Genomic DNA, 13,998 nt, shown 5'->3' with positions numbered 1-13,998 from the left:
CGCGTTGCAAACCGTTCAATTGCAAGCCATATACCAGACAGCACCTCGGAGGATCGCATGACCCAGTACCTTGATTTTGAGAAGCCGCTGGCCGAGATTGAAGGCAAGGCGGAAGAGCTGCGTGCGTTGGCGCGGGCGAATGAGGAAATGGATGTCTCAACCGAGGCAAAGGCGCTGGACGTCAAAGCCGAGGCGATGCTCAAGGAGTTGTATGGCAGCCTGACGCCTTGGCGAAAATGCCAGGTGGCGCGCCATCCGGAGCGGCCACACTGCAAGGATTACATCGAGGAATTGTTCACTGATTACACGCCGCTTGCCGGAGATCGGAACTTTGCCGACGATCTTGCGGTCATGGGAGGGCTGGCGCGTTTCGACGACCGGCCCGTCGTGGTGATTGGCCATGAAAAGGGCGCTGATACCAAATCCCGGATCGAGCGGAATTTCGGCATGGCGCGGCCTGAGGGGTATCGAAAAGCCGTCAGGCTCATGGACTTGGCGGATCGCTTTGATCTGCCAGTGATCACGCTGGTGGACACGCCCGGTGCCTATCCCGGCAAGGGGGCCGAAGAACGCGGCCAGTCCGAAGCGATTGCCCGTTCAACCGAGAAGTGTCTGCAGATCGGAGTGCCGCTGGTATCGGTCATCATTGGCGAAGGGGGGTCCGGCGGCGCGGTGGCTTTTGCCACAGCCAACAGGGTCGCCATGCTGGAACATTCGGTCTATTCGGTGATCACGCCCGAAGGTTGCGCATCGATCCTGTGGAAGGATTCAGAAAAGATGCGCGAAGCGGCAGAGGCCATGCGCCTGACTGCAGATGATCTGCGCCGCCTTGGGGTCACTGACCGTATCATCACCGAGCCGACCGGCGGGGCGCATCGGGATCGCAAAAAGACACTCGCCGCCGTGCGCCTGAACATTGCGGGCATGCTGGACGAGCTGAGCGGCAAGTCGGCGAAGGAGTTGATCAAAGACCGGCGGCGCAAGTACCTCGAAATTGGGAACAAGGGATTGGCAGCCTAGGAGGCGCGGTCCAGCCTGATGCGGAAACGCGGGCCGCCAGAGGTGCGGCTGAAGCCCGCGTTTTCATAAAAACGCTGTGCGGCATCATTGTCGGGGTGTGTTCCTACAGCAAGGTACAAGCACCCTAGGCCCAGCGCTGCCTGACAGCTTGCGTCGATCAGGGCCCGACCCAAACCACAACCCCGGTGCTGCGGCGTCACGAACAGGTGGTGCATGTCCATTCCGCGGGCCCCGAATTGCAGTTGCACCAAGGGGCACAGCGCCGCATATCCCGCCAGTCCTTCTGTACCTTCCGCCACCAGCAGGGTCACCCAGGGTGTGTCACCCAGAACATCGCGCGCGAGCATTTCCGGGTCTGTCTGCGGCAGGTCATCATGGTGGGCGGCAAGCGCACCGATCATGGCGACCACTTGGGGCAGGTCATGACGCTCAACCCGGCGTATCTTCATATCGTGCATGTCTTGTGATCTTTCATATTGCGGAAAACGCAAAAAAAGCCGCGCAGGGGCGGCTTTGATTTCACGAAATGGGAAAATGGGCCGCGTTCAGGGTGCGCGGCGGTAATAATTGCTGTGAGCGGCCATCATCATGGACGCAGCATCGGCCCGGTTGGGCCTGCGGTCAAGCCCTCGGGCGGCTTGGACCTTCACTGTCCCTCCCGCATGTGTGAATTGAAGCGATAAGCCTCAATCCCCATTTATAAGACAGGAGGACGAAAACCCTCTGCCATGTCCTCCGCCCCAATGTCACAACCATAGGAGCCTGACATGTATAAACGTCTACTTTCAACAGCTTTGGTCTTTGGCATGGCAAGCCTGGCCCCTCCTGTCCATGCGGCGGGATGCGCCCCGCGCGATGACATTGTCGCACGACTGGGAGAGCAATATGCCGAAACATTGACCGCGCGTGGCCTACAGGACGAAACGACGCTGATGGAGATCTTCACTTCGTCAACTTCCGGCAGCTATACCGTGTTGTTAAGTCGCGCTGACGGGATCAGTTGCGTCGTTTCAACCGGTGATCACTGGATAACGGAGATGCCTGTCAAGGTGCCTGACGGCGTAGCCGGATAGGCGATACCCGTTCCATTGCCCGAGCCTCAGCTTGCCAGCATGCGAAGGCCTTGGGTGACGTCAGACCGCAGCGCAAGTCGCAATCCCGGCTCATCCCCGGCACGCAGTGCTGCAATGATCAGACGATGGAAATGTGGCGGTTCGGTCCGGCGCAGGCGGCCGTAAAGGGCGCGCATCGTCGGACCCATTTGCAGCCAGACGGTTTCAGCCATAGCCAGCATAGCGGGTGCTTGCGCGCGCAGGTACAGGGTCCGATGGAATTCCAGGTTGGCGCGGATATAGCTTACCGCATCACGCTGATTGACCGCCTCTCCCACGGCGTTGTTGATGGTTTGCAGCCGTTCGATCAGGGCCAGGTGCGCGCGCGGCAAGGCGCGGCTGGCCAATTCCACTTCGATCAGCGCCCGCAGGGCGGCAAGTTCCTCAATCCGTTCGTTGCTGAGTTCGGGGGTGGTGATGCGGCCGGATGCGGACATGGTGAAAGCCCCTTCGGCAACCAGACGGCGTACAGCCTCGCGGGCGGGGGTCATCGAAACCTCGAATTCCTTGCCGATGCCGCGCAGTGTCAGCGCCTGCCCGGGGGGAAGTTCGCCATACATTACCTTGCTGCGCAGGCGGCGATAGACACGATCATGGGCCAGCGGGGTGGCTTCAATGGGGCGCGGGGACAGGTTCATGCCATGTTTGTGATCACAAATGTGGAACGGGTCAATCTTCTTTCATCGGGTCGTGTCCCCAATTCATCAGAGAGTACCGCCAATCCGACTGTTCGACATCTTCCTTGGGGCCGCCCTGTGACAAGTGACGCTTGATGTATCCCACGACCTTGGCCATGTGGTCCCACTGGTCCCCGCTCAGGTCGGCCTTGTCCGTGCGTTTGATCTCGACGATGCGTCGACCTGACTTGTGACCCGTGGATTCGTCCGTGTCGCTGTCGCCTACCGATTGAGATTCCTCCGTCTGCAGCCAGTCCTCAAGCTCCTGCGGGGCCATGTTCACCAAAGCACGCCATTCGTCCCAAATTTCGTCGTGTGATTTCGAGGAGGGCATTGCAAAGTTCCTTTCCGCGTGAAGTTCATGCGGTCAAACGCAGTACTGGGGCGTTTGGTTTCGAAACGTGCGATTATGCTAAAATTTGTAGCGGTGCAGCGCGTTGCCTTCGCGGCGCAACCACTTGCGCGGCGCATCGTAGTCCCCGTAAAGCTGCGTCACCTTTGCCCAAAAATCCGGAGAATGGTTCATCTCCGCCAGATGCGCAACTTCGTGGGCGGCCACGTAATCCAGTACCTCCGGCGGGGCCATGATCAGGCGCCACGAAAACATCAGCCCCCCGTCAGAGGTGCACGACCCCCAGCGCGAACGGGTGTCGCGCAGGGTCAGCCGGGTATAGGGTTTGCCCAAAACGGCGGCATAATCATCGCAGGCGCCAGCCAGCCGGTCACGGGCAACTTCCTTCAGCCATGCGGCAAGTCGGGGTGCCACGCGCGCCCCCGGACCCGGCACAGCAACGTGATCGGTGGCGACCTCGACCCGCCTCCCGGTGCCGGGGACAACTTCCAACATTTGTCCGCCAATGGGCAGACACGCGCCCAGCCCCACTTCAACATCATCCTCTCTCGCGTCCAGATGGGTGCGAATCCACCCCTCTTTCTGACGGGCGAAATCCAATGCCTCTCGCTCTGCCAGCCGTTTCGGCATGGTAAGCGTGACCCGACCATCCAGCTGGCTGATGCGCAGCGAAATCCGACGCGCGCGGGAAGAACGGCGCAAGATCAGCGGAATGGGGGGATCACCGGGAAGGCTGTGGTCGGACATCGGGTGGGGCTCATCAACGGGGTAACAGGCTAAAGCCTTTGACAGTCCCCCCTCCATATGGCACTTGGCCGGAATCATCTACACGCAACCGCAAATGACCAAGGGGGTTTTTCATGCCCAATGAAGAATGGGGAACGAAACGTCTTTGCCCGACGACAGGCAAGCGTTTTTACGACCTCAACAAGGATCCCATCGTCAGTCCCTATACGGGCGAAACGCTGGAAGTGGACGCCTCCAAGTCCCGCATGATTGCAGCTGACGCTGAAGACGCCGTGACGGCCAAGGCCAAGAAAGCCAAAGTCGCTGACGAAGAAGAGGATATTCTGGAGGACGATGATGTCGATGTCGATCTGGATGACGATATCCTGGACGATGACGATGACGATGATGATACCGTTCCGCTGGAAGACATCGCCGATGTCGCGTCGGAAGATGACGACAGCTGAATAGCATTGGGGCGGGTCCGGATTTTCCACTTGATCCCGCCCCCGCTTGGCACTAATCACCCAGAACCAACGGTCCTGTACCGCATTGGGGCATTAGCTCAGCTGGGAGAGCGCCTGCATGGCATGCAGGAGGTCAGCGGTTCGATCCCGCTATGCTCCACCAAATTCCCAAGTTGCATTTGAAGATGTGTAGCCTGTCCACAAGGTGCTGGGTGTCGCACGTCATGAACGTCCGACATGGTCCGCGGTGACCGGGAACAGGTCCACCTCTTCTGAATGCTCACAGGACGGCAACTGTCGAATGAAGCCATCAATCACGTTGCGCTTCATCCAGTGGTGTGGCGATGAAGCGAAGTCCGTGTCATAGACTGCTGGCGCAGTCTGGCGGTTGCACGGCACCGGGCGTCTTCCTGTCTTCGCCGGTACAATCAGCGACTTAAGGCGCGGTTGGCGCTTCTGTGTTCGATCTCCAATTGGCAGCACGGGCACGCGAACACACGCTGGGTTGTGGCTGGCACCTTTCAGACGTTCGGCGCGTTTGGACGGTCAAGAACGAAGGCCGCTCCCTACGATCAATCAGGTGGCGGCATTGCGTGGTCTGCATAAACGAGAGCATAGCCCGTGATCTGCTTCTCCGTCACCTAAATCGGGCTCAAAGACGAATGAATTCTTAAGTTTAGGTATTGATTGGACAGGGATCTGAACCTAGTTATAAAGCTATAACTAAATCTGAAACTAACTCAAAGCAAAAGAGGTTCAAGAATGGCTCTGTTGGAAACTCAGGCATTCGCACCGCGGCCCATCCACAGGATCATTGCAGGCGGCGCGATGCTGTTCGGTGTGATGACAGTGTTTTCGGGCGGCAATGTCATATTTGGGCCCGAAGCCGCACGAGAACTTGCCGGACAATTCGTGCCCTTCGTGGTCTGGTTCAACTTCAGCGCCGGGTTTTTTTATATTGCGGCGGGCCTCGCGATCTGGCGGGGCCATCGCTTTGCCATGTGGCTGTCGATTGCTATTGCCGCAGCAACCGCTCTGGTTGCCGCCGCGTTCGCCCTATGGGTGATGCAGGGTGGCGGGTATGAAATGCGTACCGTGGGTGCGTTGACCTTGCGTTTCGGGATCTGGGCGTTGATTTCCTTGGTCCTTCTACGGACCATTGCGCGAACATGAGGGTCCGCAAGACCGCAGCAGTCAGAAAGGCGGAAATTACGCAAGCCGCCCTTGACCTTGCATTTCAGATGGGACCGGATCGCGTTACAACCGCAATGATTGCTGAGCGTCTGGGTCTGACGCAACCGGCGATCTACAAACATTTTCCCAACAAGGATGACGTCTGGCGGACGGTCACGGAAGCGTTGTGCCAACGAATAGACGACAACATCGGGGCCGCGCAAGACCAGCCTGAGCCACTTGCCCGTTTGCGTGCGCTTGTCATCGGCCAGATCCGCCTTTTGCAAGATTACCCGGCCCTGCCAGAAATCATGGTGATGCGTGACCCCGGTTCAGGAACGACAGAATTACGATCAGAGGTGTTGAACAGCGTGGGCGGGCTGCGCGAAGCCATCCACGCTGCCATCTGCGCGGCGCAGACATCGGGGCAGATTCGTTCCGACCTTGATGTCGATGATTGTACGGCCCTGATCATCAGTATCGTTCAGGGTCTGGCGCTGCGTCTTTTGCGTTTTCGGAGACCTGAAGACCTGATCAGCATTGGCGAAAGGCTGCTCAGCGTTCAACTTCTGCTTTTGATGGAAAAGGCAAAGGTTTCGGGCGACTCGGCTTGAAGCGCCTTTTGAATACCTGCGGACCCACGGAGCGAATTGAATTCCCTTCGAATTGCATGGGTGGACCGCACAGATCAACGGCGTCACATTGGTGATCGCTGATCTGCCGCCGCACATGTGCGAGCTGTAGGAAGCCCTAAATAATGCGACCGCCTTGGCGAAGGTCAACGGTAGGCCTTGTGTGATAGCAGATATCGGGGGTGCCCCTAGAAGAGCACCGGATCGGCAACACGAAATCCAGCTATCGCAGCACGTCCATCCACCCCAGCGACCCTTCCGTCCCCCCGGTCGGTCGATACTCCGCCCCAAGGGCACCGTCATAGCCAAACCGTGAGATGTCATTGAACACCTGCCGATAGTCCAACCGACCAGCCAATGGCGGCCCGCGATCCGGCACCCCTGCAAATTGAATGTGCCCGATGATCGGGATCAGCGTTTCCAGCCGTCCGGCCACATCACCTTCGCTGCGCGCAACATGATAGCAATCAAACATCAGCGCCAGATTGCCTGCGCCCACCTCGGCGATGATGTTTGCCGCCTGCACGGTCGTCCGCAGGAAATAACCCGGTGCATCGTGGGCATTGAGCGGCTCGATCACCACGCGCATGCCCTTTTTGGCGGCGACCGTGCAAGCATAGCTGAGGTTCTCGACAAAACACGCATGTGCGCCATCGCCAACCGCATTTCCCGCCATGACATGGACATGCCGCGCACCCAAGGCCCACCCATGGGAAACCGCCTGATCAATCGCCGCACGCGCTTCGGATTCCCGACCGATCAAGGCTGACAGGCCGTTCTCCCCTGCCGCCACGTCCCCGCGGACCGTGTTCAACCCAAGTATTGGCAGCCCCGTTTCGGCCAATGCCAACTGCACCTCCGACACCGGCTCCTGATAAGGCCAGTGGCATTCCACCGCGTCAAATCCGCTCGCCTTCGCCGCACGGATCGCGTCCGGCAAAGCCAGTTCCCTCCACAAAAACCCGAGGTTTGCTGAAAACTGTCGCGTCATGGCGCCCCTCTCCCGATCTTGAAAGCCCAACCAGCACGAACCGGACTTCCCAGCCTACTGGACCCTGACTGCCCAGCCTGTAGAAAGGCGCAGTGACCCCCTTGATCCTGACCACACTGCACGACCTGACCCGACTGTCCGTGGACAGCATCATAGACGTGCGCGCGCCTTCCGAATACGCCGAGGACCATCTGCCCGGTGCCATCAACCTGCCTGTGCTGACAGATGCGCAGCGGGCCGAAGTCGGAACAATATATACCCGCGACAGCCCTTTCAATGCCCGCAAGATTGGCGGCGCGCTGGTCGCGCAGAACACCGCGCGGCATTTGCAGGGGCCGCTCGGCGCGCATGATGGAAGCTGGCTACCGCTGGTCTACTGCTGGCGCGGCGGACAACGGTCCGGCGCTTTTGCAACGATCCTTGATCAGGTTGGCTGGCGGGTGCAATTGCTCAAAGGCGGCTATCGCAGTTATCGGCGGCTGGTGGTCGAGATGTTATACGACACCCCCCTGCCACACCGGATCAGGCTGATTGACGGCGGCACCGGCACGGCCAAGACCCGGATGCTGCAGCACCTTCAAGATGCAGGCGGGCAGGTACTGGATCTCGAAGGGCTGGCCCGCCATCGCGGTTCGCTTTTTGGCGGCATGACCAACCCACAGCCCGATCAGAAGATGTTTGAATCACAAGTGGCTCAGGGCCTCAATGCGCTCGACCCTTCCCGGATCACATGGATCGAAGCGGAAAGCAGCAAGATCGGCGAACGGCTGTTGCCGCCATCGCTCTGGACCTCGATGCAGGTCGCGCCCCGCCTGCGTCTGGAGGCGCCGATCATGGCGCGCGCCCGGTTCCTGACCCGCGCCTACAGTGACCTGATGGCCGACCCGGAGCACCTTCAGGACCGGATAGAACAGCTCAGGCCCTACCATGCTGAAGTGCAGGTCAATGACTGGCTTGCACAAGCGACCTCTGGCGCGTGGGAAGAACTTGCCGCGAGCCTGATCGCCCGACACTACGATCCCCGTTATGCGAAATCCGCAGCAAGATCCGATGTATCTATCACGCCTGTCTCCTTGCCTGATCTTGAGGACGACACCCTGCGCGCAACTGCCGAACGCCTCCTCAACGATGCACCTCAAGCGTGATCTGACCCGGGCGACCATCACCCAGCACGCCGATGATCCGGGCATCTGATCCGATTGCCATCACAGCCTGCTCGGCATCTTCCGACGTCATCGCCGCGAGCAATCCGCCTGCCGTCTGGGGATCATGCAGCAAAGGGTCCTCCAGCCCATCCACCGGCGCATGATCCCGGTTCGCAGGCATGAGAGAGGAAGCCACACCGCGCTCCACGAGGGCCCGCGCCCCGGCATAAACCGGAATCTCCGCCTGCCAAAGTACGGCGGACAGCTCCGATGCCCGTGCAATCGCGGCGACATGCCCGGCCAGACCGAAGCCTGTAACATCGGTCATTGCATGAGCTTTTGCGAGGTGCGCGGCCGTCCGCCCTTGTGGCTGCGCCATCTGCGCAAGCAGGTCCGCCACATCCCGCCCCGATGCCTTGCCCTGCATCTCGGCCGCCAGAATGACACCGCTGCCAATCGGGCGCGTCAGCACAAGCACATCCCCCGCCTGCACCCCCGCCACGTTGATTGGCGCACTTTCCCGAACCCCCGTGATCGTAAATCCGATAGTCATTTCGGCCCCCATGGTCGTATGGCCACCCACCAGTTGTGCACCGGCCGCGCCCATCACCTCCATAGCGGTGCGGGTGATTTCTGTCATGCGCCGTGCCTGAAGTTCCGCTGACATCTGAGGCAGGATGATATTGGCCAATGCGACCTGCGGCTGCGCGCCCATCGCCCATATATCACCCAACGCATGAACCGCCGCGATGCGCGTCATCACAACAGGATCGGGGACAAAGGCTCTGAGATGATCCGTCGAAAGCACCTGAAATCCACCGCCAGGTTGGCGCAAGACGGCAGCATCATCGCCCGCGGTGGTGACCACCGCTCCTGTTGCAGGCCCGAGCACATCAAGCGCCGTATCCAGCACACCCTGGCCGACCTTCGCACCGCACCCCGCGCACAGGGGCTTTGCGTTTCTGTCTCCCCCCTGCGCCACCAATCCCTTCAGGCGTTGTGGCGTCATCGCGGGCAAATTGTCGAGCCGATCCATGAACGCCCGGTCGATCCGGTCTTTCCATTGCCAAAGCGCCGCGCCCTCCAGCGTCAAACCGTACTTCTCCGCCAGTGCACGTTTGCCCCCGAGCGAGATCAGCTTGAGGTAATGCTTCTGAGGTCGGAAATGCCGCATGGCCCCGCCTGCGAGCGCCACCGTCAGGTTATGTTTGAGCACAGGCGCCGCACGCACCGCAAACACGCCCGCCTTGGGCCTTGGGGCATGGGCCATATGCGCACAATCGCCCACAGCAAATAACGCATCATCCCCGCGCACCCGCAGGTCAGGGCGTACGTCGATGAACCCCTCCACCAATGGCAAATCAGTTTGGGCGAGCCAGCCGTGGGGAAACGCCCCTGCCGCACCCACACAAAGCTGCGCAGGCACCACATCACCGCCTTGCAACTGCACAGCGCCCGGTTTCACCTCGGCCACCTGCGTTTTGATACGTACGGCAATACCCAGATCCGCCATCGCCGCCTGAACCTTGCGCCGCGCAGCGCCCCCCATCCCGGATATCTGCTGCGCCGCTTCGATCACCACGACCTCAGGCTTCACGCCTTTAGTCCTCATCGCATGCGCCATCGCCATGGCCAGTTCGCATCCGGCCACGCCACCCCCGATGACTGCCACCTGCGGGGCCACGTCCCCCGCTGCCACGTCCTGCAGAAACCCGGCCCACCGTGCGGCATAGCCACCCAAGGGTTTCGCGCCGATCCCATGGGCCGCAAAACCCGGCAAATCCATCTCGGCCGTGATCCCGATATCGATAGAGGCAACATCGTAGGATACAGGTCCGCGCCCCGCGACATGGACCTGTCGGCGTTGTCGATCAATGTCCGTTGCCTCACCCAAAATCAGCGCGGCCCCGGCATGACGGCACAGCCGCACAAGATCAATCTCCAGTTCATCACGCCCGTAATGCCCTGCCACATACCCCGGCAACATGCCGGTATAGGGTGCCGTCGGACCAGGATTGATCACGGTCAACCGTGCACCAGGCAGCGGTTTCATCCCCCAGGCGCGCAACACCAAAGCATGCGCATGCCCGCCCCCCACCAGCACCAGATCCCGCGTCAGGGGCACATCACTCAACACAGATACATTCTCTTTTTGGCCTTAAATCCCGCGGAGTTTGAGGCAGAGCCTCAATCAGGAATAAAATCGAACGCGGGCCCTGGCCCGCTCCTTTTCCTAGCAGGCCGCACATGCGTCGGCTAATGAAAATCCCGCGACTTCGGGATCACCCGCACGTCACGCGGATGTTTGCGCCCGCCGACCTGACCGGGGATCGGATGCTTTACCTCATCGCCCCGTGCATAGGTCTCCGGCACCTTCTCATGCGACAGCGCATCAAGCCTGTCGGTCCGGTTCTCCAACCGATCCGCGACCACGTGGATGACCCGTCCATCACTTTGCACACGCCCATGCACCACCATCAGCCGCGCGGACATGATGACGGGGCGGAACTGCTCGAACAGCTTGGGCCAGATCACCAGATTGGCGACCCCCGCCTCATCCTCCAGCGTGATGAAACACACGCCCTTGGCACTGCCCGGCTTCTGCCGTACCAACACCAGGCCTGCCAGCGACACCCGTTGCCCGTGCTGCATCCCAGGCAGGGCATCGGTACAGGCGAACCCCTGCTTGCGCAGGCTGTCACGGTAGAACGACATCGGATGCGCCTTCAAAGACAACCGCAGCGTCTGGTAATCCGCCACCACATGTTCGGTTTTCGGCATGGCAGGCAACAGCACATTCGGCTCCGCCCCTTCATCCTTTGCATCAACATAAGAGAAAATCGGCAAATCCGGTGCATCCTTCAGCCCCTGTGCCTGCCAAAGTGCTGCGCGCCGATCCAGCCCCATTCCCCGCATCGCATCCGCCGCCGCCAGCCTGCGCACCGACCCGCGATCCAGCTTTGCCCGCACCTTCAGATCCGCCACATCCTCAAACGGCGCATCCCGCGCGCCCATGATCCGCCGTCCCGCATCCTCCCGCATGCCATCCACCTGCCGGAACCCCAGCCGCAGGGCAAAGCCCCCGTCACAAGGCTCCAACGTGCAATCCCAGTCAGAGAAATCCACATCCACCCCGCGCACCTCGACGCCATGCTCGCGCGCATCGCGCACGATCTGCGCAGGGGCGTAGAACCCCATCGGCTGGGAGTTCAGCAAAGCACAGGCGAACACGGCGGGGTAATGGCATTTCATCCAGGACGACACATAGACCAGCTTGGCAAAACTCGCCGCATGGCTTTCGGGAAACCCATATTCCCCGAACCCCTTGATCTGATCGAAACACCGCTGTGCAAATTCCGCGTCATAGCCGCGCTCGGTCATCCGTCCGACCATCTTCTGCTGCAGCGTCTCGATCGTCCCGCGTGACCGGAAGGTCGCCATCGCCTTGCGCAACTCATTGGCCTCCGCAGGGGAAAACTTCGCCGCATCAATGGCGATCTTCATCGCCTGCTCCTGAAAGATCGGCACACCCAGCGTCCGCCCGAGGATTTTCAACAACTCATCCTGCGGATGCTCCGCCCCCGGCGCCGGATAGCTGACCCCTTCAATCCCCTGCCGCCGCCGCAGAAAAGGATGCACCATATCGCCCTGAATGGGTCCGGGCCGCACAATCGCCACTTCGATCACCAGGTCATAAAACGTCCGCGGCCTCAGCTTCGGCAACATCGCCATCTGCGCGCGACTCTCAACCTGGAACACGCCCAGCGAATCCCCTGCGCATAGCATGTCATAAGTCGCCGGATCCTCCGCAGGCACACTGGCCAGATCATGATCCACGCCGTAGTGCGCCCGCATCAGGTCGAACCCCTTGGCGATGCAAGTCAACATCCCCAGCGCCAGGATATCCACCTTGAAGATGCCCAGCGCGTCGATGTCATCCTTGTCCCACTCGATAAACGATCGCTCCGGCATGGCCCCGTTGCCAATCGGCACAATCTCCGTCAACGGCCGCTCGGTCAGGATAAACCCACCCACATGCTGCGAAAGATGCCGCGGCATCCCGGTCATCTGCTGTGCCAGTTTCAGCACCCGCCGCAGGTAGGGATCGCTCAAATCCAGCCCGGCTTCCGAAACCCGTTTCTCCTTCATCTCCCCTTCAAAACTGCCCCAGACCGTGCCCGCCAGTTTCGAGGTCACGTCCTCGCTGAGCCCCATCGCCTTGCCCACCTCCCGGATGGCCGACCGGGGCCGGTAATGAATGACCGTCGCACAAAGCCCCGCCCGCTCCCGGCCATACTTGCCATACATGTACTGGATCACTTCCTCGCGCCGCTCATGCTCGAAATCCACGTCAATGTCCGGTGGCTCATCCCGTTCCTCGCTCAAAAACCGCTCGAACAAAACATCGTGCTCTTCGGGATCCACCGCCGTAATGCCAAGACAGAAACACACCGCTGAATTCGCCGCCGATCCGCGCCCCTGACACAGGATCGGTGGGCTGGCTTCCTCCCGCGCGAACCGCACGATGTCGTTGATGGTCAGGAAATACCGCGCGATCTTCTTGGCGCGGATCAGCGCGAATTCCTTCTCGATGATCCCCCTGATCCGCTCCGACACTCCCTGCGGATAGCGCCACTTCGCCCCCTCCCATGTCAGCCGCTCCAACTCCTCCTGCGCAGTGCGCCCCTGCGGTTCAATTTCATGGGGATACTCGTATTTCAGATCCGACAGCGCAAACCGACACCGATCCGCCACCAGCCGCGTCGCCGCAATCGCGTGGGGCCAGTCGTTGAACAAGCGGCACATCTCGCTGGGCGATTTCAGATACCGCTCCGCATTCGCCTCCAGCGCAAAACCCGCCTCCTCAATGGTGCAACCCTCCCGAATGCAGGTCATCACATCCTGCAACGGCCGCCGCTCGGGTGCATGGTAGAGCACATCATTCGTCGCCAAGATCGACAATCCAGCGCTGCGCGCCAGATCATCCAACCGCGCAATCCGCGCCACATCGTCCCCACGATAAAGATACGCCGCCCCCACATACCGCATCCCCGGCAAGGCCCGCACCAGCCGGGGCAACCCCGCCTCGAACACCTCCAGCCGTTCGGGCGGCATCACGATCAACTCCAGCCCCTCCGCATGGGCGCTCAGCATCTCCAGCGTCAGATGGGTCTCCCCCTTTTCCTGCCAGCCACCGTCCACATCCGCCATCTTGCCCTTGGACAACAGCACCGACAGCCGCGCATAGGCGTCCCGATCTCGCGGATAGGCCAACAACTGGGTGCCGCACAGCAATATCAGTCGGCAGCCGATCAGGGGCCGCACCTTCGCCTTGACCGCCTCCACATGCACCCGCACCACCCCCGCCAGCGTGTTGTGATCGGCCACCCCCAGCGCGTCATAGCCCAGCAGATTGGCTGTCGCCGTCAAATCCACCGCGTCAGAAGCTGCACGCAAAAACGAAAAACAACTGGCCAGCCCCAGTTCCACATAAGGGCTGGGCGGATGCCACTGGAACGGCTCCTCCGCCTCCAACGTCCGACGTTTGAAACCCTCCTGCTGCGGCACCCTTTCTCACCTTCTCCAATGCAGGGCGCACCCTGCCCCTTCATCCTTTTTCAAATACCCGACACACCCGTCGCCGCAGGCACAAAGCCCACCATTAAAGCACTGAATCGGGAGGGCGGGCGGGACGTCGCGGCA

Annotated in this window: 13 protein-coding genes and 1 tRNA gene; 7 read left to right on the top strand and 7 right to left on the bottom strand. The window is 60.7% G+C overall.

Annotation, left to right across the window (positions count from 1 at the left end):
- Window positions 1-57 precede the first annotated feature (57 nt).
- A complete protein-coding gene (locus AB4X18_RS10040) occupies window positions 58-1,020 on the top strand; it encodes an acetyl-CoA carboxylase carboxyltransferase subunit alpha (protein WP_370399955.1) in 963 nt (320 codons plus the stop codon).
- On the opposite strand, the gene AB4X18_RS10035 is transcribed toward AB4X18_RS10040, so the two are convergent.
- Window positions 1,017-1,478, bottom strand: a complete 462-nt coding sequence (locus AB4X18_RS10035) for a GNAT family N-acetyltransferase (protein WP_370399954.1) — start codon at window positions 1,476-1,478, stop codon at window positions 1,017-1,019. The two genes, AB4X18_RS10040 and AB4X18_RS10035, sit on opposite strands and share 4 nt — an antisense overlap.
- Window positions 1,479-1,787: 309 nt before the next feature.
- Here AB4X18_RS10035 and AB4X18_RS10030 point away from each other — a divergent pair, with 309 nt between their 5' ends.
- On the top strand, window positions 1,788-2,093 hold the full coding sequence (locus AB4X18_RS10030; protein WP_370399953.1) for a hypothetical protein: 306 nt from the start codon (window positions 1,788-1,790) through the stop codon (window positions 2,091-2,093).
- Between the two features lie 26 nt (window positions 2,094-2,119).
- Here the strand turns inward: AB4X18_RS10030 and AB4X18_RS10025 are convergent, their stop codons facing one another.
- The 3 genes from AB4X18_RS10025 to AB4X18_RS10015 form a co-directional block, all read right to left on the bottom strand.
- Window positions 2,120-2,770 (bottom strand): GntR family transcriptional regulator, encoded by a 651-nt coding sequence (locus AB4X18_RS10025; RefSeq protein ID WP_432817360.1) that lies wholly within the window; start codon window positions 2,768-2,770, stop codon window positions 2,120-2,122.
- Window positions 2,771-2,801: 31 nt separating this feature from the next.
- Window positions 2,802-3,143, bottom strand: a complete 342-nt coding sequence (locus tag AB4X18_RS10020) for a DUF3140 domain-containing protein (protein WP_370399952.1) — start codon at window positions 3,141-3,143, stop codon at window positions 2,802-2,804.
- A gap of 78 nt (window positions 3,144-3,221) precedes the next feature.
- On the bottom strand, window positions 3,222-3,908 hold the full coding sequence (locus AB4X18_RS10015) for a M48 family metallopeptidase (RefSeq protein WP_370399951.1): 687 nt from the start codon (window positions 3,906-3,908) through the stop codon (window positions 3,222-3,224).
- A 113-nt stretch (window positions 3,909-4,021) separates the two neighbouring features.
- Here AB4X18_RS10015 and AB4X18_RS10010 point away from each other — a divergent pair, with 113 nt between their 5' ends.
- The 4 genes from AB4X18_RS10010 to AB4X18_RS09995 all read left to right on the top strand — a co-directional run bounded on the left by AB4X18_RS10010 (window position 4,022) and on the right by AB4X18_RS09995 (window position 6,141).
- A complete protein-coding gene (locus AB4X18_RS10010; protein ID WP_370399950.1) occupies window positions 4,022-4,354 on the top strand; it encodes a TIGR02300 family protein in 333 nt (110 codons plus the stop codon).
- Window positions 4,355-4,441: 87 nt separating this feature from the next.
- Window positions 4,442-4,517 (top strand) — tRNA-Ala (locus tag AB4X18_RS10005).
- 599 nt (window positions 4,518-5,116) lie between these two features.
- Window positions 5,117-5,527: a hypothetical protein gene (locus AB4X18_RS10000; RefSeq protein ID WP_370399949.1), complete on the top strand. Its 411-nt coding sequence runs from the start codon at window positions 5,117-5,119 to the stop codon at window positions 5,525-5,527.
- On the top strand, window positions 5,524-6,141 hold the full coding sequence (locus AB4X18_RS09995) for a TetR/AcrR family transcriptional regulator (RefSeq protein WP_432817359.1): 618 nt from the start codon (window positions 5,524-5,526) through the stop codon (window positions 6,139-6,141). Before AB4X18_RS10000 ends, AB4X18_RS09995 begins: the two co-directional genes overlap by 4 nt.
- A gap of 241 nt (window positions 6,142-6,382) precedes the next feature.
- Here AB4X18_RS09995 and AB4X18_RS09990 read toward each other — a convergent pair whose 3' ends face one another.
- The gene (locus AB4X18_RS09990) at window positions 6,383-7,150 is read right to left on the bottom strand and encodes a hydroxypyruvate isomerase family protein (RefSeq protein WP_370399947.1); all 768 of its coding nucleotides are present in this window, start codon (window positions 7,148-7,150) and stop codon (window positions 6,383-6,385) included.
- Window positions 7,151-7,242: 92 nt separating this feature from the next.
- Here AB4X18_RS09990 and mnmH point away from each other — a divergent pair, with 92 nt between their 5' ends.
- Window positions 7,243-8,295: a tRNA 2-selenouridine(34) synthase MnmH gene (gene mnmH, locus AB4X18_RS09985; RefSeq protein WP_370399946.1), complete on the top strand. Its 1,053-nt coding sequence runs from the start codon at window positions 7,243-7,245 to the stop codon at window positions 8,293-8,295.
- Here mnmH and selD read toward each other — a convergent pair.
- Both selD and AB4X18_RS09975 read right to left on the bottom strand, forming a co-directional pair.
- Complete coding sequence (selD, locus tag AB4X18_RS09980) at window positions 8,273-10,432, bottom strand: selenide, water dikinase SelD (RefSeq protein ID WP_432817358.1); 2,160 nt, start codon at window positions 10,430-10,432, stop codon at window positions 8,273-8,275. The genes mnmH and selD overlap by 23 nt on opposite strands.
- A 119-nt stretch (window positions 10,433-10,551) precedes the next feature.
- A complete protein-coding gene (locus AB4X18_RS09975) occupies window positions 10,552-13,863 on the bottom strand; it encodes an error-prone DNA polymerase (protein ID WP_370399944.1) in 3,312 nt (1,103 codons plus the stop codon).
- Between the last annotated feature and the right edge of the window lie 135 nt (window positions 13,864-13,998).

It is taken from the genome of Sulfitobacter rhodophyticola (genome assembly GCF_041281685.2).
Classification (GTDB): Bacteria; Pseudomonadota; Alphaproteobacteria; order Rhodobacterales; family Rhodobacteraceae; genus Sulfitobacter.
This window is presented reverse-complemented; position numbering and strand designations above follow the sequence as displayed.